Annotated in this window: 26 protein-coding genes; 17 read left to right on the forward strand and 9 right to left on the reverse strand. The window is 63.1% G+C overall.

Translation table 11 applies throughout. The features are described from left to right. The first annotated feature begins 18 nt into the window (after positions 1-18). From JQ609_RS14810 to uvrB, 3 genes are all read left to right on the forward strand, one after another. On the forward strand, positions 19-252 hold the full coding sequence (locus JQ609_RS14810; protein ID WP_409411177.1) for a hypothetical protein: 234 nt from the start codon (positions 19-21) through the stop codon (positions 250-252). Between the two features lie 14 nt (positions 253-266). Further along, positions 267-488, forward strand: a complete 222-nt coding sequence (locus JQ609_RS14815; RefSeq protein WP_212207202.1) for a hypothetical protein — start codon at positions 267-269, stop codon at positions 486-488. A 98-nt stretch (positions 489-586) separates the two neighbouring features. Next, complete coding sequence (gene uvrB / locus JQ609_RS14820) at positions 587-3,595, forward strand: excinuclease ABC subunit UvrB (RefSeq protein ID WP_212273932.1); 3,009 nt, start codon at positions 587-589, stop codon at positions 3,593-3,595. A gap of 125 nt (positions 3,596-3,720) precedes the next feature. Here uvrB and JQ609_RS14825 read toward each other — a convergent pair whose 3' ends face one another. Then, positions 3,721-4,107 (reverse strand): hypothetical protein, encoded by a 387-nt coding sequence (locus JQ609_RS14825; RefSeq protein WP_212273933.1) that lies wholly within the window; start codon positions 4,105-4,107, stop codon positions 3,721-3,723. A 193-nt stretch (positions 4,108-4,300) separates the two neighbouring features. Next, positions 4,301-4,492, reverse strand: coding sequence for a hypothetical protein (locus JQ609_RS14830; protein ID WP_212207199.1), 192 nt, complete (start codon positions 4,490-4,492; stop codon positions 4,301-4,303). Positions 4,493-4,625: 133 nt separating this feature from the next. Here JQ609_RS14830 and JQ609_RS14835 point away from each other — a divergent pair, with 133 nt between their 5' ends. From JQ609_RS14835 to JQ609_RS35540, 7 genes are all read left to right on the forward strand, one after another. Further along, positions 4,626-5,435, forward strand: coding sequence for a hypothetical protein (locus JQ609_RS14835; RefSeq protein WP_212273934.1), 810 nt, complete (start codon positions 4,626-4,628; stop codon positions 5,433-5,435). Between the two features lie 960 nt (positions 5,436-6,395). Further along, positions 6,396-6,839, forward strand: coding sequence for a nuclear transport factor 2 family protein (locus tag JQ609_RS14840; protein ID WP_212273935.1), 444 nt, complete (start codon positions 6,396-6,398; stop codon positions 6,837-6,839). Positions 6,840-6,944: 105 nt separating this feature from the next. Continuing rightward, a complete protein-coding gene (locus JQ609_RS14845) occupies positions 6,945-7,211 on the forward strand; it encodes a hypothetical protein (protein ID WP_212207412.1) in 267 nt (88 codons plus the stop codon). Positions 7,212-7,393: 182 nt separating this feature from the next. Next, a complete protein-coding gene (locus tag JQ609_RS14850) occupies positions 7,394-7,828 on the forward strand; it encodes a nuclear transport factor 2 family protein (protein ID WP_212273936.1) in 435 nt (144 codons plus the stop codon). Between the two features lie 261 nt (positions 7,829-8,089). Then, positions 8,090-9,034, forward strand: a complete 945-nt coding sequence (locus JQ609_RS14855; RefSeq protein ID WP_212273937.1) for a hypothetical protein — start codon at positions 8,090-8,092, stop codon at positions 9,032-9,034. Positions 9,035-9,184: 150 nt separating this feature from the next. Then, the gene (locus tag JQ609_RS14860; protein ID WP_212207195.1) at positions 9,185-9,607 is read left to right on the forward strand and encodes a hypothetical protein; all 423 of its coding nucleotides are present in this window, start codon (positions 9,185-9,187) and stop codon (positions 9,605-9,607) included. A gap of 169 nt (positions 9,608-9,776) precedes the next feature. Beyond that, on the forward strand, positions 9,777-9,908 hold the full coding sequence (locus tag JQ609_RS35540) for a hypothetical protein (protein ID WP_283813723.1): 132 nt from the start codon (positions 9,777-9,779) through the stop codon (positions 9,906-9,908). 85 nt (positions 9,909-9,993) lie between these two features. On the opposite strand, the gene JQ609_RS14865 is transcribed toward JQ609_RS35540, so the two are convergent. From JQ609_RS14865 to JQ609_RS14875, 3 genes are all read right to left on the reverse strand, one after another. Continuing rightward, positions 9,994-10,134, reverse strand: a complete 141-nt coding sequence (locus JQ609_RS14865; RefSeq protein WP_192737667.1) for a hypothetical protein — start codon at positions 10,132-10,134, stop codon at positions 9,994-9,996. 136 nt (positions 10,135-10,270) lie between these two features. Continuing rightward, a complete protein-coding gene (locus JQ609_RS14870; protein WP_212207193.1) occupies positions 10,271-10,753 on the reverse strand; it encodes a MaoC family dehydratase in 483 nt (160 codons plus the stop codon). Between the two features lie 8 nt (positions 10,754-10,761). Beyond that, a complete protein-coding gene (locus tag JQ609_RS14875; RefSeq protein WP_212273938.1) occupies positions 10,762-11,223 on the reverse strand; it encodes a MaoC family dehydratase in 462 nt (153 codons plus the stop codon). A gap of 211 nt (positions 11,224-11,434) precedes the next feature. On the opposite strand from JQ609_RS14875, the gene JQ609_RS14880 reads away from it, so the two are divergent. Continuing rightward, positions 11,435-11,728: a DUF4282 domain-containing protein gene (locus JQ609_RS14880; RefSeq protein WP_192737670.1), complete on the forward strand. Its 294-nt coding sequence runs from the start codon at positions 11,435-11,437 to the stop codon at positions 11,726-11,728. Positions 11,729-11,734: 6 nt separating this feature from the next. On the opposite strand, the gene ychF is transcribed toward JQ609_RS14880, so the two are convergent. The 4 genes from ychF to JQ609_RS14900 all read right to left on the reverse strand — a co-directional run bounded on the left by ychF (position 11,735) and on the right by JQ609_RS14900 (position 14,708). After that, the gene (ychF, locus tag JQ609_RS14885; RefSeq protein WP_212207191.1) at positions 11,735-12,832 is read right to left on the reverse strand and encodes a redox-regulated ATPase YchF; all 1,098 of its coding nucleotides are present in this window, start codon (positions 12,830-12,832) and stop codon (positions 11,735-11,737) included. A 39-nt stretch (positions 12,833-12,871) separates the two neighbouring features. Beyond that, entirely contained in the window at positions 12,872-13,477 is a 606-nt protein-coding gene (gene pth / locus JQ609_RS14890; RefSeq protein ID WP_212273939.1) for an aminoacyl-tRNA hydrolase, read from the reverse strand. Positions 13,478-13,498: 21 nt separating this feature from the next. Further along, positions 13,499-14,239, reverse strand: a complete 741-nt coding sequence (locus tag JQ609_RS14895) for a 50S ribosomal protein L25/general stress protein Ctc (protein WP_212207189.1) — start codon at positions 14,237-14,239, stop codon at positions 13,499-13,501. A gap of 199 nt (positions 14,240-14,438) precedes the next feature. Then, complete coding sequence (locus JQ609_RS14900; protein ID WP_211998495.1) at positions 14,439-14,708, reverse strand: accessory factor UbiK family protein; 270 nt, start codon at positions 14,706-14,708, stop codon at positions 14,439-14,441. 184 nt (positions 14,709-14,892) lie between these two features. Between JQ609_RS14900 and JQ609_RS14905 the strand changes: the two genes are divergently transcribed. The 6 genes from JQ609_RS14905 to JQ609_RS14930 all read left to right on the forward strand — a co-directional run bounded on the left by JQ609_RS14905 (position 14,893) and on the right by JQ609_RS14930 (position 20,272). Beyond that, the gene (locus tag JQ609_RS14905; protein WP_212273940.1) at positions 14,893-15,627 is read left to right on the forward strand and encodes a dienelactone hydrolase family protein; all 735 of its coding nucleotides are present in this window, start codon (positions 14,893-14,895) and stop codon (positions 15,625-15,627) included. A 78-nt stretch (positions 15,628-15,705) separates the two neighbouring features. Then, positions 15,706-16,545 carry a prolipoprotein diacylglyceryl transferase gene (gene lgt, locus JQ609_RS14910; protein WP_212273941.1) on the forward strand — a complete coding sequence of 280 codons (840 nt, stop codon included), beginning with the start codon at positions 15,706-15,708 and terminating at the stop codon, positions 16,543-16,545. 13 nt (positions 16,546-16,558) lie between these two features. Next, entirely contained in the window at positions 16,559-17,686 is a 1,128-nt protein-coding gene (locus tag JQ609_RS14915) for a class I SAM-dependent methyltransferase (protein ID WP_212207186.1), read from the forward strand. After that, positions 17,683-18,447 (forward strand): peptidoglycan editing factor PgeF, encoded by a 765-nt coding sequence (gene pgeF, locus JQ609_RS14920; RefSeq protein ID WP_212273942.1) that lies wholly within the window; start codon positions 17,683-17,685, stop codon positions 18,445-18,447. Before JQ609_RS14915 ends, pgeF begins: the two co-directional genes overlap by 4 nt. 69 nt (positions 18,448-18,516) lie before the next feature. Continuing rightward, complete coding sequence (locus tag JQ609_RS14925) at positions 18,517-19,149, forward strand: hypothetical protein (protein WP_212273943.1); 633 nt, start codon at positions 18,517-18,519, stop codon at positions 19,147-19,149. Positions 19,150-19,318: 169 nt separating this feature from the next. Continuing rightward, positions 19,319-20,272: a ribose-phosphate pyrophosphokinase gene (locus tag JQ609_RS14930; RefSeq protein WP_212273956.1), complete on the forward strand. Its 954-nt coding sequence runs from the start codon at positions 19,319-19,321 to the stop codon at positions 20,270-20,272. The last annotated feature ends 624 nt before the right edge of the window (positions 20,273-20,896 follow it).

Consider the following 20,896-nt stretch of genomic DNA (forward strand, 5'->3'; position numbering starts at 1 on the left):
CTTCCCCCGGGACATCCCGTGAGTTCAGCCATGATTTACGGCGGCTTTGAAATTCAGTCGTTCGAAGCGGGGAGAGGGCAATGGCACGCCAGGATACAACGAGCCGATCTCGCGCCGGTCGTCATCGATGGCTTGTCGTTTCCGACGCTCGAAGTCGGCTTTGCATGGTCCGATCCGGAAGCGGCGATCGCGGATGCGAAAGCCCATATCGACCACAACCGGCAGCGCTACACGGCGGCGGCGTCGGTCTGAAGCAGGCGGATGTGATGACGCAAGCCGAACCCGAACCGGCGAAGCCATCGTCCAAGGTGATGTCGAACTGCCCGCAATGCAGCGCCTCCCTCGCCGTGCTGCGCATCATCCCCGGCAAGGCCGGCGCCGAATACTGGACCATGCGCTGCACGAAGTGCGGCGGCATCCATCTCGACATCGTCAAGGCCGATTCGCCTGCCGCGACGGGTGCGGATTCCAGTGACGTCTTCGCCTGACGCTGACATCTGCTGACATTGGAACGGCCTGAATCGGCCGTCCAAACAACACCGGCTTTGCCCTTTTTTCGCGCGCCGATTGGCCCCATATTCGCCCCATGGCGAAGAAACCCGACTCCCCAAAAAAATCAGGCAAAACCCCGAAATCCAAAGCGCACCGGCCGGAAGTTCAGCCGATCGGGCCCGCTTTGGCGGAACTGCTCAATCCCGCGATCAACCGCGGCGATGCCGGCATGGGCTCGGGCACCGGCCTGCAGCCGCCGCCGGATAATTCGAAGGATCGCCGTTCCGGCGGCGAAGCCGCCGTGCATCGCGCGCGATCGTCGACGCCGAAGAATTTTCCACCAAGTTCCGCCGATCCCTATCCGCAACCGCTGCGCCCGAATCCGCAGCCGCCGGGCGCACGAAGCAATCCGGATGGCCTCGACGAAGCCCCGCAGGCCAATTACGGCACCTCCGCCACGATCCCGACGCTCGATCCGGAACTGGCAAAACAATTCGGTTTCACCACCGAAGAGGAAGACGCCGCCGCGCTGGCGCGGCCGCCGCGCAACAAGATGGAGGCGCTCGGCGTCCAGGCCACCGCCGATGCGCTGGAAGATCTGATCCGCGAGGGCCGCCCCGAATTCAAGGGCGAAGGCGGCGGCGTGAAGGTCTGGACGCCGCACCGCCCGCCCCGCCCGGAGAAATCCGAAGGCGGCGTGCGCTTCGAGATCAAGTCCGAATACGAGCCGAAGGGCGACCAGCCGACCGCGATCAAGGAATTGGTCGAGGGCATCCAGCGCAACGACCGCACCCAGGTGCTGCTCGGCGTCACCGGTTCCGGCAAGACCTACACCATGGCCAAGGTGATCGAGGCGACGCAGCGCCCCGCCATCATCCTGGCGCCGAACAAGACGCTGGCGGCGCAGCTCTATGGCGAGTTCAAGAGCTTCTTCCCCGACAACGCCGTGGAATACTTCGTCTCCTACTACGACTACTACCAGCCCGAAGCCTATGTGCCGCGCACCGACACCTACATAGAAAAGGACTCCTCGATCAACGAGCAGATCGACCGCATGCGCCACTCGGCGACGCGCGCGCTGCTGGAACGCGACGACGTCATCATCGTCGCGTCGGTATCGTGCATCTACGGTATCGGCTCGGTCGAGACCTATACCGCGATGACGTTTGCGCTGAAGAAGAACGAGCGCATCGACCAGCGCCAATTGATCGCCGACCTCGTCGCCTTGCAATACAAGCGCACCCAGGCCGATTTCACCCGCGGCACCTTTCGCGTGCGCGGCGACGTCATCGACATTTTCCCGGCGCACTATGAAGACCGTGCCTGGCGCGTGAACCTGTTCGGCGACACCGTCGAAAATATCGAGGAGTTCGATCCGCTCACCGGCCACAAGCAGGACGATCTCGAATTCATCAAGATCTACGCCAATTCGCACTATGTGACACCGCGACCGACGCTGGTGCAGGCCATCAAGTCGATCAAGTCGGAATTGAAGCTGCGGCTCGACCAGCTCAACAACCAGGGTCGGCTCCTGGAAGCGCAGCGGCTGGAGCAGCGGACTACGTTCGATCTCGAAATGATGGAAGCGACGGGAAGCTGCGCCGGCATCGAGAACTATTCGCGCTACCTCACCGGCCGCCGACCCGGCGAGCCGCCGCCGACGCTGTTCGAATACGTCCCCGACAACGCGCTTGTGTTCGCCGACGAAAGCCATGTCACCGTTCCGCAGATCGGCGCCATGTTCAAAGGCGACTTCCGGCGCAAGGCGACGCTGGCCGAATACGGTTTCCGGCTGCCCTCCTGCATGGACAACCGCCCGCTGCGCTTCGAGGAGTGGGACATGATGCGCCCGCAATCGGTCGCGGTGTCGGCGACGCCATCAGGCTGGGAGCTGAACGAAAGCGGCGGCGTGTTCGTCGAACAGGTGATCCGCCCCACCGGCCTGATCGATCCGCCGGTCAACATCCGCCCGGCGCGCACGCAGGTCGACGACCTCGTCGGCGAAGTCCGCGCCACCGCGCAGGCCGGTTATCGCAGCCTGATCACGGTGCTGACAAAGCGCATGGCGGAAGATCTCACCGAATATCTGCACGAGCAGGGCATTCGCGTGCGCTACATGCACTCTGATATCGACACGATCGAGCGCATCGAGATCATCAGGGATCTCCGTCTCGGCGCGTTCGACGCGCTGGTCGGCATCAACCTCTTGCGCGAGGGCCTCGACATTCCCGAATGCGCGCTGGTCGCAATCCTCGATGCCGACAAGGAAGGCTTTTTGCGCAGCGAGACCTCGCTGATCCAGACCATCGGCCGCGCCGCGCGCAACGTCGACGGCAAGGTGATCCTCTATGCCGACCAGATGACCGGCTCGATGGAGCGCGCCATCGCCGAAACCGACCGCCGCCGCGAGAAGCAGGTCGAATACAACACCGCCAACGGCATCACGCCCGAAAGCATCAAGAAGTCCATCGGCGACATCATGAACAGCGTCTACGAGCGCGACCATGTGCTGGTGGAAATCGGCGACGGCGGCATGGCCGACGACGTCATCTCAATCGGCCACAATTTCGAGACCGTGCTGAACGATCTCGAAACCCGCATGCGCGAAGCCGCCGCCGACCTTAACTTCGAGGAAGCCGCAAGACTCCGCGACGAAGTCAAACGCCTCCGCGCCACGGAGCTCGCTGTGGTCGACGACCCCACCATCAAGCAGCGTGGCGTGGCCGCAAAAGCCGGCGCTTACGCCGGCACGAAGAAATACGGCGACTCCGCCAATTTGCCGGCCAGCGCGATGAAGAAGCGCGGCGGCTTCTCTTCACCCTCCCCTGGAGGAGGGTCGCGCGCAGCAGGCGCGCGGGGTGGGGTGAAATCTGTCGGCAGCGGCAGTGCCTCCAAAGTCCACAAACCCCACCTGGACGAAATGCACGGCCCGGAGTCCCTGCCCTACCGCCCCAGCGGCGCCAAACCGCGCAAACCCGACATCGGCGGCAACACCAAAATCTTCCAGCCCACCGACTCGCGCCAGTCGGGGCCGGAGTTCGGGCCAGCGCCGCGTTCCAGTGGGGGCGCGCCGGGGCATCGGGGCGGGTGGAAGAAGAGGTAGCGATCAGCCATTAAAGTCGTCATTCCGGAAGCCGCGAAGCGGCTGTCCGGAATCCATACTCCCGATCGTGGTCATGGATTCCGGGTTCGATGCTCCGCATCGCCCCGGAATGACGGTGAGACAGTTCACCCTGCGATCAACATCGCCACCGCCAGCAGCGACAGCATCACCGTGCTCGTGAGCAGTTGCAGCGAAGCCATCGGCTGGGTGCGCCAGCGCAGCACCTTCTCCGAGAAAGACAGGCTGGCATCGAAGAACAGCGGCTCGTAACTGGCCTTGAACAGTTTTGGGTATTTCGGGGCGAGCCAGGGCACGATCAGTGCGTGGAAGAACGAGGCCATCACGACGAAGATCACGGCGCCACGGGGAGGACTGACGATCTGGGCACTGCCGGCAAGTTTCAGCAGCATCGCCGCAACCGCATAGGTCGGCATGGCCTGCAGCAAAGCGGTCAGCGTCATGCCTTCGAGTCGGTTGAGGCTGGGGGATTTCGGCGCAGTGATGGCGTTCATGGCGGCGGCTCCTGTGGTCCTGTTGGGGACGTTGAAGCCGCCAGACTAGGTTGTCGCGCAGAGGCGTGACGTGATGCGCGTCACGCATTCAGCCGTCATTCCGGGGCGTCGCGAAAGCGACGAACCCGGAATCTCGAGATTCCCCGATGCGCAATTGCGCATCTGGGGTTCGCTTCGCGCCCCGGAATGACAGTCACCCCGACCGTCGATTACTCGTGTTCTGCGTCATATTCCCGTGGTCGCCCTGTTCATTGATGTTGTTCTTCTCGTCGTCGCGATGGCCCTTGGTGGTATCGACGGGCACCTTCGGCGTGCTGCCGGGGCCCTTGGGGCTCTGGTTCTCCTCGGGAACGGGCGTAATGGTTTTCTCAAGCGGTTTGGTCATCAGATTCTCCATTGATAGCAGGAGAAACGCGGGACAGGCCGTACTCGTTCCCGGCGTGAACGCGTCCCAGCCTTGCGCCGACCAAGCCAACATGAACTAATTGTTCCCGCCGACTGAAACCGTGATCCGCCCGATGCCGAAATCGTTTGCTGCCATCGTCGCGCTGGCCATTGCCGGCGCCTGCCTGCTCGCCAGCCCGGCTCGCGCCGACGATGCCGACCGCGCGCTGCTGTCGACGTTTTGCGACGCCGCCGATATCGAGAGATCGACCTGCAAGCGGGCGAAGAATTATCCGGATGCGGGAGACCGCGAATGCGACGTCAAGCTGACCGCCGATCGCCATCGCGGCCGGTTCATCACCTCGAGCAATCCCTTGCTGGTGGTCAATTACGAGAGCGGATGCGAGCCGCACGCGACCGATAATGGCGGCGCCGTCGTGTTCGAGCAGATCGGCGGCAAGACCATCTTCAGGAGTTTTCAGCCGGGCTCGCAGGTCAACGACTGCATCACCCTGGCGAAGGGCGCGCAACAGGATTCGCTGATGTGCATCACCAGCCATATCGGTCAGGGCAATCTGGAAACCGGCGTCGCCGAGTTCGTGTTCACCCAGGACTACAGCCGGAACGTCAGTATCTCGCCGGATTTTCTGATCACCGCGGTGGATTCCATTCGCGCCTATGGCGCCAACGTCGTCACCTGCAAGGAGCGTTCGAAATATTTCGAAGTCTCGGACATCAAGGCCGGGCCGCGGCCGCAGACGGTGACCGTGATGGTTCGCCATGCCGACGCGGCAACGATCAGGAAGGCCTGCCGCAAGGGCTTTCCCAAACCGAAGGAAGTCTTTGGCACGCTGTCGCGCGGCGAGGCCTATGTGCCTGAAGGCTACGAGAAGCGCGGCAAATTCATCATCGATCTCGTCACGCGCAAGGTGACGCCGCAGTGAGGCACACTGTCCGAGTTACGTCGTCCCGGCCTTGAGCCGGGACGACGATTACAGTAGCGAACAGCTGCGGCAAAACGGCACGACGGGCAAATCACTTCTGTTTTACGGAAATCATGTCAAGCATAAAATTTCTGTAAATCAAAAATATTCTTGTTGCCGTCCGACCCAAATCAGTGCGCATCTAATCGCCATCCCGTCCTATCAAGAGGGGCGTCGGCCGTCGTCACGACGAGGGGCGGGTCGCGGTGGACGCTGAGGTTGCGATTGACGGTCGTGGCTGAAGCGTACGGCGAAAGCGTGTGGTCCTGGCGCCCGTAACGGCGTTAAGTCCTGCGGGAGCCAACGCTTCCGAGGGGCGACGGTGGCAATAGAGGCCGTCTCACCGGGGAGAGCGCGTCATAAGCCGTAAAGCCATTGCGCAGGGAATGTCGGATGTTCTCCGCTGCCCTGTATGCTCGTGTGCACCATCTTGTTGCACAATCGCACATGAGACCGCGGGTGCAGCGCGCATCCGGCATTCCCTGCGCCCTCTGATTTCGAGGGGGGCGGAAGAATTCCCGCAAACCTCGGGCGCATCGCGCCGCGAGAATGCGAAGCTATATCCGCGTCGTCCCGGCCTTGAGCCGGGACCCATAACCACAGGGAGAAGTTTTGCGAACGGTCTCTGCTACTGAGCTTCATCGAGATCACGCGGTATGGGTCCCGGGTCAAGCCCGGGACGACGAATCATAGACGACGTCGCTCCGCAATAGCTGCGTCGTCCAGGCTGTTTGAAATTCGAATCCAGCTTCACAGCACCGGGCAGGACAAGCGCAGGCTGACCAGCCCCAGCTCAAGGTAGTGAACCGGTTCCGGACTGGCGACGTCAGACTTTGCGCCTGCTTTTGCGGATCGGCCGCCGTGTTATGGCGATAGGAACCGACCGCTGCGAGCCAGGTTGAAACTCGGCGGAGAAAGACGATGACCGCGGACCTGCATCGGCAGCGCCTACTGAATTTCCTCGACGTCTACTATGCCGGCGACATCGAGGGCGCGCTGGCGCGCTGCACCGACGATGTCGAATTCGTCGCCAACGCCCCGGTCGACCTGCTTCCCCACATGGGTCATCGCCGGGGCACGGAAGCGATGCGCGAAATGTGGACCACCGTTCACGCCCGCTATTCGGAGATGCGCTGTGAGGTGCCGATACTGGTCGCCGAGGGCGACAGCGTGGCGGCGAACATCCGGGTGTTCTTCCGCAAGCGCAGCAATCAGCGGATGGTGCAGTTCGACATCGCGGCGTTTTATACCTTCCGCGACGGCCGCATCGCCCAGATCCGCGAGATCATCGACACCTTCGACATGGTCGAGCAGGTGCTGGAGCGCGACGTCAGCGCGATCCTGAGGAACGATAAGCCGGAGTAGAGCCGGCCTTTGGCCCTGGCCCTTCGGCCTATTTCCCCCGCGACATTGAACCTCACCGCCCCGGCGGCGACACACCACAAGGCTTTTTCCGGGGCAAAAGAACATTTGAAGATCGCGTTGCTGGCTCTGCTTGGTTTGGCGTTGGGGGCGCTGGGGGGTGCAGCGCTTGGCATCGGGGCCGGGCTGGCCTGGGTCGAAATCTTTAAAGTCACGAGTTTTGAAGGCTATAACGGCATGCTGGTGTTCTTCACCTTCATGCCGCTGGGCGCCGCGATAGGCGGCATCGCGGGCGCTTTACTGTTCGGCGTGATCGCGTTCAAGGACGCCGAGATCGCCATCGAGCGCGAGCCGGCGCGCCGCCGGGAGCGGTAAAAACGGGCGCCAGGGCGGTAAAAACACGGCGCATCCCGCATTTGTGCAATGCAGAAACGTCGGTTGTATTTTGGCGAAAAACGCCTATTGTTAGTATACCAATGAATTTAGCGACTGGCACGGCGTCGACGCGGACGCCCTGGGCCGTTGCCGTTTGAAATCAGTTTCAAGGACCAATTCAAATGACAGAGCATAGTCTCTGGCGTTTTTCGCGCGCGTTGCATCGTGCGATCAATGAACGCCAGCCCGCCGATCTCGAAGCCCTGCTCGACGAGGACGTCGATTGGGCGATCTATGGCCCGATCGACATGTTTCCGTTCTTCGGCTCGCGCCGGGGCAAGGCGGCCGTGATCGAGGTAGTCAGGCAGATCGCCGAGAACATCCGCGTCCATCGCTTCGACCGCGAGTCGATCATGCTGGGGGTCGATTCCGCCGCATCGATGATGCGCTATTCGCTGACCGCGCTGGATTCCAACAAGCCGATCAGCCTGCGGGTTGCGCATTTCGCGCAGTTCAAGGCCGGCAAGCTGACCAACCTGCGCGTGCTGGTCGACACCTTCGACCTGGTCGAACAGGCGGTGGGTTATCCCATCCATCTGCCGCGAATGGCGGTCTAGCCCACAATCCCCTTCGTCATGGCCGGCCCGAAGCGCGTCGTCGCGCCAGAGGTCGCGGGGACCCACGTCCTCTTCACCAGCCCCTGGAGACGTGGTTGCGACACCAGCGTGACGCGCGCTTCGCGCTTGATCGAGCAGCGAAGCAGCGCCGGCGCTGACGGCCCGGAAATGACGGAATGCGAGGGCGCGCGAATGCGCCCTCGCCATAATTTCGCACCACCGCCGACGCATTCTCTGCCCGATTTGGAATGCGGGCGGGTTATGACTTCCACGACACGATTTGGCTGGATAAGGCTGCCGTTACTGGTGGCCGGCTTCAGCCTGGCTGCGGTACTGGCCGTGGCGGCGCAAACGCCGCCCGCTGATGAAGATACCGAGGAGCCGGCGGAGGAAGCGGCCGACGTCGCGGCGGCGCCTGACGTCGCAGCGGCGCCGGATGTCAATGACCCCGATATCATGAAGGATATCGACGTCTCCAAGCTCGACTGGAGCCAGCTCGATCTCGATGCCGCGCCCCTGACCGGGCCTGCCGCAAAAACCCGCGCCGCGTCGAAAGCCGCGGCCGCGACCGGCGCGGATACGGCCTGGTCGGCGAACGAAAAGGCCAACGGCAGCTCCGCCGTGTCGGTCAAGCAGTCGCTGACCCCGTTCTGGGATGCGCGGATCGGCGCCGACATGACGGTTGCCCGGCAAGGCACACTGACGGCCCAGGAGCTGTTGTCGGAAAAACTCGCCAATGGCGGCAGCCTGCCGCAATCGTCCGGCACCGCCTGGGCCGCGATCACAGCGCCGGGTGTCGGCTCGATCTGGGACAAGACGTCAGTCGAAGCCCGCGTCGATCCCGGCGCGGACCAGGGCAAGCTCGGCACCTCCTTGAGCAAATCGCTGCCGATCGGCGAGGAATATTCGCTCACGCTGCACAACGGCTACAATCTGATCCAGCAGGGCATCGTTCCGGTGCCCGGCATCATCAGCCATCCAACCCGCAGCTATGAGACCGACCAGTCGGCGCGCCTGAGCATCGCCGACACCGGCACCAGCTTCATGGCCGGCCAGACGCTGTCGACCTCGGACGACAAATGGCTGCGCAAGGTCGGCGCCGAACAAAAACTGTTCGACGGCGTCACCATCTCGGGTTCCGTCGGCGAGACCCCGTCGGGCGTCGTTAACAAGAGTTTTGGCGCAGGCTTCAAGCACAGCTGGTAAGCCCCTGCTTCGCCAATCCTTTTCAGAATGATGCAGCATTGCCGCATATTGGCCCAGATGCGGTCAAATTCCACACTACTGATAGGACCGCTTCACTTCGTCGTGCGGGGGACGTCCGCGCTCGCTTTTCGCGAAACAGAGGAATGGCCGATGAACGCTACCAATCGAACCGAACAAATTGAATCAACTGAGGATGTCGTCGACAGCAACCTCGCTGCGGTGTCGGAAGTCGAGGCCGGGATCCGCGACTTCGTCCGCAACGATATCGCCTATCTGCGCCGTCCGCCTGCCGGTGCCGCGGAAACTGTGCCGCTCGATGCCAGCGCAGAGGCCACCGTCAACAACGTCAACTCGCTGATCCAGCGCGTCGCCGGAACCTCGCTTGCTGAAATCGAGAAGCTGATTTCGGAACTCGAGAGCCTGCGCGATCTCCTGCATGCCGAAGGCCAGCGCGTTCAGCGCGAAATCTCCGGCTATGCGCAGCTCAGCCAGGCGGCGATGAAGTCGACGCGCATGATTGCCGACAACGTCACGCAGTGGAAGCGCGCCGCCGACGGGCTGCGCAACAGCTGATCCGGAATCTTTTACTGATTCCAGACCGTTGCAAAAATCCTACACCCGCCGTCTTCTTCAACAGAAGGCGGCGGTTTCGTTTGATCTGTGACTGTTTTGAACTTTATAAGCGGCGCGTCGGGATCAAGGGACGGATGCCCAACGGTAGGCAAACTTCCAGGGATACGAGATGCAAAACGGTCAGCCCAACAACACCCATCCACTGCCGCATTCGGCACATGGCATGGGCACGCTCATGGTCCGGTTCGTCGGACTACTGACGGTTGCGGTGGTGCTGATGACGCTGATCTGGAACAGCTGACCGGCGACGGGCGACCACAGTCGCCTAGTTCCAAGGGCTGGTAAGTGCTGGTATGATCCAGCGCCATGGTTAGCAAAGCCTGACCTTATTGGACGGACGACGTGCTCTCGAGCGTGTAGCCGCCATCGGCATAACCCTTCACCACCATCGCAGTCGTCAGCATCACGCAAAGCGTGACGGTAGCGAAAATAAAGCCGACAAGTTTCAGGTGACTGCGATCTGCCATGGACGTGCCCTCGGTACTTCCCCTAGGTCTCATATGGCAGGCAGAAAGTTCAAAATGTGTTAGCAAATAAATTGCTTCGCAGAATGGTAAACTGCGCCCGGACCAAGACACGGTTCGCTAAGCATACCGGCTCGGGTCAAGAACCCGCATTCCGCCGCGGCACGAACGCGGTGGCCAAGAACGAGTACACCTGTTCGCCGCGCTGGTTGGCGCCGGTATTGCGGGCCTGCAGGATGCCCCATTCGGGACGCTTCTCCGACGTACGCTTGGTTTCGACGACACTCGAAAAACTGACGGTGTCACCGGCCAATACCGGCCTGATCCAGCGCAGTTCGCGAAAGCCGGGCGACGGTCCCCAGACCGCAACTTCCTCGCCGCGCGCAAGGGCCTCCCGCGTCAGGCGCTGGCCGTCGGCGACCAAGAGCTTCATGCAGACCGAGCCGACATGCCATCCTGACGCCGCCAACCCGCCGAACAACGATTGGCGTCCCGCCTCCTCGTCGAGGTGAAACGCCTGCGGATCGAACTGCGCGGCGAATTGCTTGATCAGCTCGGCGGTGAAGGTGAACGATCCGAGCTCACGCCGCGAACCGATTTCAATGTCCTCAAAGAAACGCATCGAAGATCCTATTCCGCCGCGGCATCGGCGCGACGACGCACGATGATCGGCGACACCATCTCGCACAGCGTCACGCCGGCGGCGTTCTTGACCACGCCCTTGAACGTCACGATGCCGGTCTCGGGACGGCTGCGCGAGACTCGCGCCTCCGCGACCTCGATATCGAGCGTCAGATCATCGCCCGGCCGCAGAGGTGAGAGCCAGCGCATCTCGTTGACTCCAGGCGAGCCCATCGACGCGGTGCGGCCGATGAAGCCGTCGAACATCATCCGCATCATGAGCGAGCAAAGATGCCAGCCCGACCCGGAGAGGCCCTTCAGCATCGACTTGGCTGCGGCCGCTTCGTCCAGATGCATCGGCTGCGGGTCGTACTCCGCAGCGTAAGCCAGGATCTCCTCGCGCGTGACGCGGCGCGGTCCGAACGTACCGAAATGGCCGGGTTTGAAATCTTCGAAGGTGAGCATTGTCATGAGGGGATTTTACAGTGCGGAAGCCCGATTGTGGCCGTTATTTGCAGCAATCTCAACCCGCCCACCCGCATGGCTCGTGCCCGACGGGGCGAACACCGTCGCAACCGGTGCCCGCCTTCGGCTTGCTCGGGACCGCATTCGGAGCTAGGCCCTGTGCTCTCAGGAGCAAAGCTGGACGCGAATCACTTTCGACTTGCCGGGAGAACCACCGATGTTCGATTTTCAGGATCTGTTTCAGTGGGACCGTTTTATCACGCCCACGATCATCAAGACCTTTTACTGGCTGGTGATCGGCCTGATCGTGCTGTTCGGGATATCCGGCATTTTCTCAGGGCTAGCTGCGATGGCGATCAGCCCGTTCGGCGGATTCATCGTGCTGCTGTCCTCGATCGCCAGCGTCGTGGTCGGCGTGGTGTTCTCACGCATCGCCGCAGAATTCATCCTGATCGTATTCCGCATCAACGAGCACCTCGGCGCGATCCGCGACCAGGGCCAGACGCACTAGGATCTCTCAAGTATTGAACCTGAAATGCATGACGTCGCCGTCAGCGACGACGTATTCCTTGCCTTCCAGCCGCAGCTTTCCGGCATCGCGTGCGCCGGCTTCGCCACCCAGCGCGACATAGTCGGCATAGGCGATCGTCTCGGCGCGGATAAAGCCCTTTTCGAAATCGGTATGGATCACGCCGGCCGCCGCGGGCCCCTTGGTGCCGCGGTTGATGGTCCAGGCGCGGGCCTCCTTCGGCCCGACGGTGAAATAGGTGATCAGGTCGAGCAGCTGGTAGCCGGCGCGGATCAGCCGGTCGAGACCGGCCTCCTCGAGGCCGAGCGTATCGAGGAACTCGGCACGCTCCTCGCGTGACAGCGTCGCGATCTCGGATTCGATCTTGGCCGAAATCGCCACCGCGACCGCGCCCTCTTTCCTGGCGTGGTCGAACACCGCTTTGGAGAAGCTGTTGCCGTCCTTGGCCGAGCCTTCCTCGACGTTGCAGACATAGAGCACCGGCTTGGACGTCAGCAGGCCGAGCATGCCAAAGGCTCGCTCTTCTTCCGCCTTGCGTTCGAGGAACCGCGCCGGCTTGCCGTCGCGCAGCAGCACCAGCGCGCGGTTGACGAGGTCGAGCTGTTCCTTGGCGTCCTTGTCGTTGCCCTTGGCCTTCTTGGTGAGGTTGTCGACGCGCTTTTCGAGGCTGTCGAGATCGGCCAGCATCAGCTCGGTCTCGATGGTCTCGATATCCGCCAGTGGCGCGATCTTGCCTTCGACATGGGTAATGTCGGAATCCTCAAAGCAGCGCACCACATGCGCCACCGCGTCGACCTCGCGGATGGTGGCGAGGAATTGGTTGCCGAGGCCCTCGCCCTTCGAGGCGCCGCGTACCAGGCCCGCGATATCGACGAAGGTCAGCCGCGTCGGGATGATCTGCGCTGATTTGGCGATCTCCGACAGCTTGTCGAGCCTGGGATCAGGCACCGCCACCTCGCCAACATTCGGCTCAATGGTGCAGAACGGATAATTCGCCGCCTGCGCCGCGGCAGTCTCGGTCAGCGCGTTGAACAGCGTCGACTTGCCGACATTGGGCAGGCCTACGATACCGCATTTGAATCCCATGACGTGTCCTGAAGTCTGTTGCTGGCGGTCGGCGGCGCGTTACACAGCGCCGTCATCGCCCTTGTCTAAAAATCCCTTGGCTTGCAGCGCCAGGTGCACCTTGTTCTGAAACGTCGAAGCACGCTCGGTCGCGAGCAAGCCGGCATTGTCGGCGACCGCCTCGCACAGCGCCTCGACCCAGGGCCGATCGCTCTTGGCGAAATCCGACAGCACGTGGCTGTGTACCAGCTCCTTGACGCCGGGATGACCGATCCCGAGCCGCACCCGGCGATAGTCGTTGCCGATATGCGAGGAGATCGAGCGCAACCCGTTATGGCCGGCAATGCCGCCACCGACCTTGACGCGCACTTTCGCCGACGGCAGTTCGAGCTCGTCCTGAAACACGATGATCTCACCGACCCCGAGCTTGAAAAAGTTCGCGGCTTCCTGCACCGCGCGCCCGGACTCGTTCATGTAGGTCGTGGGCTTGAGCAGGACCACGCGCTCGCGTTCAAGCGTGCCTTCCGACGTCTCGCCCTGAAAACGGCGGCGCCATGGTGCGAAACCATGACGCCGCGCAATTTCATCGACGACCGCGAAACCGATATTATGCCGGTTGTTCGCGTACTTCGTGCCGGGATTACCGAGGCCGACAAACAGGCGCATGACGCGGCATCCCGCGTTCGCTTACTTCTTCTTGTCGCCGCCAGGCGCCTTGGCGCCAGCCGCGGGCGCCTTCGCACCCGCCGCCGGAGCAGCAGCACCCGCTGCGGGCGCAGCAGCCGCACCCGCCGCCGGAGCAGCACCCGGAGCCGCAGCACCGCCAGCAGCAGCCGCCGCAGCCGCCTTGAGTTCTTCGGCGTAGCCGGACGGCGGCACGATGGTCACCAGCGTCGCGTCTTCACGCGACAGCGACTTGACGCCGGCGGGCAGCTTGATGTCGGACAGATGCAGCGAATGGCTGATTTCCAGCGCGCCGGCATCGGCCTCGACATACTGCGGAATGTTGTCGACCGAGCATTCGAGATCGATGGTGTGGGTGACGATGTTGACCGTGCCGCCACGCTTGACGCCCGGCGAGGTTTCGCCGTTCACCACATGCAGGGGAACGCTGACGCGGATGGTGGCGCCTTCACCGAGCCGCATGAAGTCGACATGCAGCGGGAAGTCGCGCACCGGATCGAGATGGAAGTCGCGTGGAATCACGCGGTGCTTCTTGCCCTCGAGATCGATGTCGTAAATCGTGGTCAGGAACCGGCCGGCCAGAATGCGCTGGCGCAGTTCGGCATCGTCGACCGAGATGGTCACGGGGGGCTGGTTGTTGCCATAGATCACTCCGGGAACTCTCCCGGCGCGACGCTCTGCCCGGGCGGCCCCCTTGCCGCTCTGCGGACGCGCGGTCGCCTTCAATTCCTTGACGGTCGCCATCGTGTTAAGTCCTTGTTTTCTAAAAAGTTAAAAGCCGCAACGCGGCCCGGTAGCGTCCGACAGCAAGCCTCCAGGGGTGCGGGGGCTGCGGACGTGGCGGGCTTTTAGCCCCAAAGCGTCAAAATGACAAGGAAATCAGGGGATTTTTCTGCCCCTGCCGTTTCCGGGAGAAAGGGCCGATCGGCTACCCGTTCGACCTTCAGCTGGTCGCCGGCTGAGAACCCCCGAGCCTGGCTTCCAGCGCTTCGATGCGGGCCTTCAGCGCCTCGTTCTCCTCGCGCGCCAGCCGGGCCATGTCCTTGACCGCATCAAACTCCTCGCGCTTGACGAGGTCGAGGTCGCGCAGGATGCGTTCGGCCTGGTTGCGAACGACCGCATCGACCTCGCGCTTGACGCCCTGGGCGGCGCCGGCAGCGTCGTTCATCAAACGGCCGATCTCGTCGAAAAACCGATTGTTGGTCTGGGTCATCGCTAAACGCTCCGGTCGCTGCAACTGGATCTGCTTCCACCAAGACAATGGCGATCCAAACGCCCAGGTTCAAGAGTGCCGTTCAACGCCAAGGTGATGTCCGCTTGCCTTGTCATGCCCTCCTTTCCTTGCAATCGTAGCGGGCGCCCACCCCCAGAACCAAAATCAGAAAACAGAAACGCACATGATCGACCAGCAGATCGACATCCAGACCAAGGACGGCAAGACCACCACTTTCATCACCCATCCCGAACGCGGCGGACCGTTTCCCGTCATCCTGTTCTACATGGACGCGCCGGCGATCCGCGAGGAACTGCGGGACATGGCACGGCGGCTCGCAACGTCAGGCTATTACGTGATGCTGCCCAATATGTATTACCGCTCCGGCGTGATGGAGCTGGGGCCGATTCCGCCGGACCCGGAGGCGCCCGAGCGCAAGCGGATGTTCGAGTTCATGGCCTCGATCAATATCCCGATGGTGATGGAGGACACCAAGGCCCTGCTCGCCTATGCCGCGACTCAAAAGGCTGCGAACACCGCCATCGTCGGTACCGTCGGCTACTGCATGAGCGGCCGCTACGCGGTCAACGCGGCGACGCATTTTCCGGACCAGGTGAAAGCCGCAGCCTCGATCTACGGCACGCATCTGGCGACCGACCAGCCGGACAGCCCGCATATTGCCGCCGGCAAGACCAAGGCCGAATTGTATTTCGCCTGCGCTGAAACCGACATCTACGCGCCGGCTGAAATCATCGAGCAGCTGAAGCAGGGTATGAACGGATCGAACAACGAGGTCGAGATCTATCCCGGCACCCATCACGGCTTCGCCTTCCCGAAGCGGCCGGTCTATCACCGCGACGCCGCCGAGCGGCATTGGGAACGGCTGCTGGCGCTCTATCGCCGCAACCTCGCCACCTGATCGCAAGGTTCCGATGTAAGGGTCCCCGCCGATTTTCGGCGTGGCCTATGCCGTCTACACCAAAGCCCTGTGAGCCAGATGCCCTTTCTGACCATCGCCTTTCCGGTATTCGATCCGATCGCGCTCTCGATCGGACCGATCGCGATCCGCTGGTATGCGCTGGCCTATATCGGCGGCATCGTGCTGGGATGGATTTATGCGCGGTCGCTGGTCAAAAATGAGAGATTATGGGGTGGGCCGGCGCCGATCACGCTGGTGCAGCTCGATGATTTCATCCTTTGGGTCACGATCGGCATCATCGTCGGCGGCCGCACCGGCTACGTGCTGTTCTACAATCCCGCCTATTTTGCGCAGCACCCGGCCGAGATTCTCGAATTGTGGAACGGCGGCATGTCGTTTCATGGCGGCTTCCTCGGCTGCGTCGCCGCGGTGATGCTGTTCTGCCGCAAACACGGCATCTCGATCCTGTCGCTTGGCGACATCACCACCGGCGTCGGGCCGATCGGATTGTTCCTCGGGCGGCTCGCCAACTTCATCAACAGCGAGTTGTGGGGCCGGCCGGCCGATTCCAGCGTGCCGTGGAGGATGGTGTTCCCAAATGGCGGGCCACTGCCGCGCCACCCCAGCCAGCTCTATGAGGCGGCGCTCGAGGGCATCCTGCTGTTTACGATCTTGGCGGTCATGATTCGGATGGGTGCCCTGAAACGGCCGGGCCTGATCCTCGGCAGTTTCATCGCGATCTACGCAATTGCCCGAATAATAAGCGAGTTCTTCCGTGAGCCGGACCCGCAGCTTGGATTTTTGTGGGGCGGGCTGACTATGGGTATGCTGTTGTCAGTGCCGATGATCATAGCCGGAGCCATCCTGATGGTGATGGCATGGCGCAAGGCGCCGGAGCATTCGCAGAAGTCAATTTAACGCAAGGCAGGCCGTGACCGAACTTTCGCCGCTGCAGTCCGAGATCAGGAAGCTGATCCAATCGTCAGGCCCGATGCCGGTCTGGCGGTACATGGAATTGTGCCTGATGCATCCCGAGCACGGCTACTACGTGTCGCGCGATCCGCTCGGCCGCGAGGGCGACTTCACCACCGCGCCCGAAGTAAGCCAGATGTTCGGCGAACTGCTCGGATTGTGGGCCGCTTCGGTCTGGAGGGCGATCGGCTCGCCGCCGGCGCTGCGGCTGGTCGAACTCGGGCCCGGCCGCGGCACCATGATGGCGGACGCGCTGCGCGCGTTGCGGGTGCTGCCGCCGCTCTATCAGTCGCTCAGCACGCACCTCGTCGAGATCAATCCGGTGCTGCGCGAGAAGCAGCGCGCGACGCTGTCGGGCGTGCGCAATCTCAGCTGGCACGACAGCATCGACGACGTGCCCGAGGGCCCTGCGGTCATTTTCGCCAACGAATATTTCGACGTGCTGCCGATACACCAGGTGGTGAAGCGCGAGACCGGCTGGCACGAGCGCGTGGTCAAGCTCGACGACGGCGGCAAGCTGGTATTCGCGGCCGCCGACGAGCCGACGCCCCGCTTCGAGGTGCTGCTGCCGCCGCTGGTGCGGGCCGCCCCGGTCGGCGCCGTGTTCGAATGGCGGCCAGACGCCGAGATCATGAAGATCGCCAGGCGCGTGCGCGAACAGGACGGCGCGGCGCTGATCATCGATTACGGCCATCTGCGCAGCGACGCCGGCGACACCTTCCAGGCCATCGCCCGCCACAGCTTCGCCGATCCCCTGAAGAATCCAGGACAGGCCGACGTGACCGCCCATGTCGATTTCCAGGCGCTGGTGCGCGCCGCCGAGGATATGGGCGCGCGCACCCACGGCCCGGTGACACAGGGCGAGTTCCTCAAGCGGCTCGGCATCGAGACCCGCGCGTTGACGCTGATGGGCAAGACCACGCCGGAAGTATCCGCCGATATTTCCAATGCGCTGAAGCGGCTGACCGATAGCGGCCGCGGCGGCATGGGTTCGATGTTCAAGGTGCTGGCGATCACGGAGCCGCATCTCACCTCGGTGGCGGGCCTGTCCGACGAACAGGCCGCTGCCGACGAAGAGGCGTCATGACCTACGGATCGTCGTTGCTTTCGGCCATTCCGGGCTTGCGCCACGCTTTCTTCAGCCGCGAGGGCGGCGTATCCGGCGGGATTTACGAAGGCCTCAATGGCGGCCTCGGGTCGAACGATGATGCCGCCCACGTCGCGGAAAATCGCCGCCGGATGGCCGAGCAGATGGGCGTCGCACCGGATCGCCTTGTCAGCCTGCATCAGATCCATTCGCCCGACGCCGTGGTGGCAACCGGGCCATGGACCGGGGACAAGCCGCGCGGCGACGCCCTGGTCACCCGCACCGAAGGCCTTGCGATCGGCGTCACCGCAGCCGATTGCGGGCCGATCCTGTTCGTCGATCCCACGGCGCGCGTGATCGGCGCGGCCCATGCCGGCTGGAAGGGGGCGCTGACCGGAATCATCGAATCCACCGTGGATGCGATGGAAAGGCTCGGCGCCGACCGCAGCGGCACGGTCGCGGCGATCGGCCCTCTGATCCGCCAGCACTCCTACGAAGTCGGCGGCGAGTTCGTCGAACGTTTTCTGGATGCCGACGCCGGCAATGCCGCCTACTTCATTGCCTCGGAGCGCGCCGGGCATTCGATGTTCGACCTTGCCGGCTACATCCGGATGCGGCTGGAAAATGCCGGCGTCCTGATGATCGATGACATCGGCGTCGACACCTATTCCGACGAACGCTTCTACAGCTACCGCCGCTCGGTGCATCGCAAAGAGCCGGATTACGGACGGCATGTTCACGCCATCGCCTTGGAACCGTGATTGGGTTTGAACCATTGCTGTGGCTCCCCTGCCCTAGACCTTAATGCTTTTTAACGATATCGGGGGGCAATGAGGGACCTCATCCCAACCTCCTGCCTGCGAGCCCCGCGCGCGATGATCGCCGCGGCGCTGCTCGCCGTTTCGTGTGCGCTCGGCGGCTGCGCCGGTGGCGGCGCGGCGAGCGGATCGTTCGCGATGGCGACCAGCAGCGCTGGCGGCGGCTCGACCGTGGCGTTCGAATCGATCGACGGCCCGCCGCCGCACGTCTTCGACCGCATGGTCGGGGTCATCGACAGCGAATCGAAACTGCGGAACCTGCAGATCGTCTCGCGCGAGGGCGGCGCTTCCTACCGCGTGCGCAGCTATCTCTCGGCGCAGGTGGTGCGCGGCAAGACCATGATCGCCTGGGTCTGGGACGTCTACGACAACAACCAGCAGCGCGCGCTGCGGCTGTCCGGCGAAGAACCGGCCGGCAAGGCCGGACGCGACGCCTGGGCCGCCGCCGACGATCTCGTGCTGCGGAAAATCGCGCAGGCCGGCCTTAGCGGCCTCAACGGCATGATCAACGGCGCGCCGGAAGCACCGCAACCCGCGCCAGCCCCCTCGCCCGGCCTCCGCGGCTCCGCGGTTGCGAGCATGGAGCAGACCCCACCCGCCGAGGGTGCAATCGGTGTCGCCGCGCTCGGCTTCAGCAGCCATTAAGCCTACCCCGTAAAGTCCCGTATCGGCTCATTTTTAACCGGGAAAACAGCCGCGACGGGTTGCCAGCCGCGCCACCTGCCTGATATCTCCTCGCGCATCGAAACCCGCCGGGCTACAGGTATCCGAGATGCTGAACGTCGTATCCAGCAAGGCGCGGGGAGAGGCCTCGATGTCCGCCAAGAACGGCTCCATCAAGCTGGTCGCCGGCAATTCGAACCCTGCTTTGGCGAAGGCCATCGCCGAAGGGCTGAATCTGCCGCTGACCAAGGCCAGCGTCCGCCGCTTTGCCGATAACGAAATCTTCGTCGAGGTGCTCGAAAACGTGCGCGGCTCGGACGCGTTCATCATCCAGTCGACGTCGTTTCCGGCCAACGACCATCTGATGGAATTGCTGATCATCACCGATGCGCTGCGCCGCTCGTCCGCGCGCCGCATCACGGCGGTGATCCCCTATTTCGGCTACGCCAGGCAGGACCGCAAGGTCGGCTCGCGCGCGCCGATTTCGGCCAAGCTGGTGGCCAATCTGATCACGCATGCCGGCATCGATCGCGTCATGACGCTCGACCTGCATGCCGGCCAGATCCAGGGCTTCTTCGACATCCCGACCGACAATCTCTACGCCTCGCCGCTGATGGTGCGCGACATCAAGGAGCGCTTCGACCTCGCCAATGTGATGGTGGTGTCGCCCGACGTCGGCGGCGTGGTGCGCGCCCGCGGCCTCTCCAAGCGGATCAACGCGCCGCTCGCCATCATCGACAAGCGCCGCGAACGCGCCGGCGAATCCGAAGTCATGAACGTGATCGGCGACTGCGCCGGTTATACCTGCATCCTGATCGACGACATCGTCGATTCCGGCGGCACGCTGGTGAACGCGGCCGACGCCCTGATCGCCAACGGCGCCAAGGAAGTCTACGCCTACATCTCCCATGGCGTGCTGTCGGGCGGCGCCGCCGCGCGCATCGCCGGCTCCAGGCTGAAAGAGCTCGTCATCACCGACTCGATCCTGCCGACGGAAGCGGTCAACAAAGCCGCCAACATCCGCACGCTCTCGATCGCGCCGCTGATCGCCGAAGCCATCGGCCGCACCGCGGCGGAAGAGTCGGTTTCGAGCTTGTTTGATTGAGGGGCGGCGTCGCCGCGTCATTGCGAGCACCGGGTCGCGCGAATGCGCGCCCAATGACAGGCTCCGCAAAGCAATCCATTCTCTCTTGCGTGGCGGCATGGATGCTTCGCTGCGCTCGCAATGACGGGGATGGTGTAGCTCCAACTAGAGCTGTCATCCCCGCGGAGGCGGGGATCCAGTACCCCGCGGCCTATCGGTTCAATCATGAGCGTCTCTGGAATACTGGATCACCCGCATGCGCGGGTGATGACAGCTGGATATGAGTTCGCATTCTCGCGACGCATTGCGCCCGAGGTTTGCTGGAAACTCCCGCCCTCTCATCGAGAGGGCGCAGGGAAGACCGGGTGCGCGCTGCACCCGCGGTCTCGCGTGCGGTTAGCACAAGAAATGCTGCACACGAGCATACAGGGCAGCGGAGAACACCCGGCCTTCCCTGCGCAATGGTTTTACGGCTTATGCCGTGATCTCCCCGGAGACGAGTTCTTGGTTGACTCCGTCGCTGCCGTTCAGCTCTCGCCTACCCGACAGCTTGACACCTGCAACGGGTGCCAGGACCACACGGTTTTGCCGTACGCTTATCCACGCCGTCGTCGAGGCGTAAACCAGCGTCCACCGCAACCCGCC

The sequence above is a fragment of the Bradyrhizobium sp. AUGA SZCCT0169 genome, assembly GCF_018130085.1.
In the GTDB taxonomy this organism is placed as follows: Bacteria; Pseudomonadota; Alphaproteobacteria; order Rhizobiales; family Xanthobacteraceae; genus Bradyrhizobium.

What these genes read in the sequence shown, in the direction of transcription:
- JQ609_RS14815 (WP_212207202.1), top strand. Translation starts at nt 267, where the DNA reads ATGACGCAAGCCGAACCCGAACCGGCGAAGCCATCGTCCAAGGTGATG.
- uvrB (WP_212273932.1), top strand. Translation starts at nt 587, where the DNA reads ATGGCGAAGAAACCCGACTCCCCAAAAAAATCAGGCAAAACCCCGAAA.
- JQ609_RS14825 (WP_212273933.1), bottom strand. Translation starts at nt 4,107, where the DNA reads ATGAACGCCATCACTGCGCCGAAATCCCCCAGCCTCAACCGACTCGAA.
- JQ609_RS14830 (WP_212207199.1), bottom strand. Translation starts at nt 4,492, where the DNA reads ATGACCAAACCGCTTGAGAAAACCATTACGCCCGTTCCCGAGGAGAAC.
- JQ609_RS14835 (WP_212273934.1), top strand. Translation starts at nt 4,626, where the DNA reads ATGCCGAAATCGTTTGCTGCCATCGTCGCGCTGGCCATTGCCGGCGCC.
- JQ609_RS14840 (WP_212273935.1), top strand. Translation starts at nt 6,396, where the DNA reads ATGACCGCGGACCTGCATCGGCAGCGCCTACTGAATTTCCTCGACGTC.
- JQ609_RS14850 (WP_212273936.1), top strand. Translation starts at nt 7,394, where the DNA reads ATGACAGAGCATAGTCTCTGGCGTTTTTCGCGCGCGTTGCATCGTGCG.
- JQ609_RS14855 (WP_212273937.1), top strand. Translation starts at nt 8,090, where the DNA reads ATGACTTCCACGACACGATTTGGCTGGATAAGGCTGCCGTTACTGGTG.
- JQ609_RS14860 (WP_212207195.1), top strand. Translation starts at nt 9,185, where the DNA reads ATGAACGCTACCAATCGAACCGAACAAATTGAATCAACTGAGGATGTC.
- JQ609_RS35540 (WP_283813723.1), top strand. Translation starts at nt 9,777, where the DNA reads ATGCAAAACGGTCAGCCCAACAACACCCATCCACTGCCGCATTCGGCA.
- JQ609_RS14865 (WP_192737667.1), bottom strand. Translation starts at nt 10,134, where the DNA reads ATGGCAGATCGCAGTCACCTGAAACTTGTCGGCTTTATTTTCGCTACC.
- JQ609_RS14870 (WP_212207193.1), bottom strand. Translation starts at nt 10,753, where the DNA reads ATGCGTTTCTTTGAGGACATTGAAATCGGTTCGCGGCGTGAGCTCGGA.
- JQ609_RS14875 (WP_212273938.1), bottom strand. Translation starts at nt 11,223, where the DNA reads ATGACAATGCTCACCTTCGAAGATTTCAAACCCGGCCATTTCGGTACG.
- JQ609_RS14880 (WP_192737670.1), top strand. Translation starts at nt 11,435, where the DNA reads ATGTTCGATTTTCAGGATCTGTTTCAGTGGGACCGTTTTATCACGCCC.
- ychF (WP_212207191.1), bottom strand. Translation starts at nt 12,832, where the DNA reads ATGGGATTCAAATGCGGTATCGTAGGCCTGCCCAATGTCGGCAAGTCG.
- pth (WP_212273939.1), bottom strand. Translation starts at nt 13,477, where the DNA reads ATGCGCCTGTTTGTCGGCCTCGGTAATCCCGGCACGAAGTACGCGAAC.
- JQ609_RS14895 (WP_212207189.1), bottom strand. Translation starts at nt 14,239, where the DNA reads ATGGCGACCGTCAAGGAATTGAAGGCGACCGCGCGTCCGCAGAGCGGC.
- JQ609_RS14900 (WP_211998495.1), bottom strand. Translation starts at nt 14,708, where the DNA reads ATGACCCAGACCAACAATCGGTTTTTCGACGAGATCGGCCGTTTGATG.
- JQ609_RS14905 (WP_212273940.1), top strand. Translation starts at nt 14,893, where the DNA reads ATGATCGACCAGCAGATCGACATCCAGACCAAGGACGGCAAGACCACC.
- lgt (WP_212273941.1), top strand. Translation starts at nt 15,706, where the DNA reads ATGCCCTTTCTGACCATCGCCTTTCCGGTATTCGATCCGATCGCGCTC.
- pgeF (WP_212273942.1), top strand. Translation starts at nt 17,683, where the DNA reads ATGACCTACGGATCGTCGTTGCTTTCGGCCATTCCGGGCTTGCGCCAC.
- JQ609_RS14925 (WP_212273943.1), top strand. Translation starts at nt 18,517, where the DNA reads ATGAGGGACCTCATCCCAACCTCCTGCCTGCGAGCCCCGCGCGCGATG.
- JQ609_RS14930 (WP_212273956.1), top strand. Translation starts at nt 19,319, where the DNA reads ATGTCCGCCAAGAACGGCTCCATCAAGCTGGTCGCCGGCAATTCGAAC.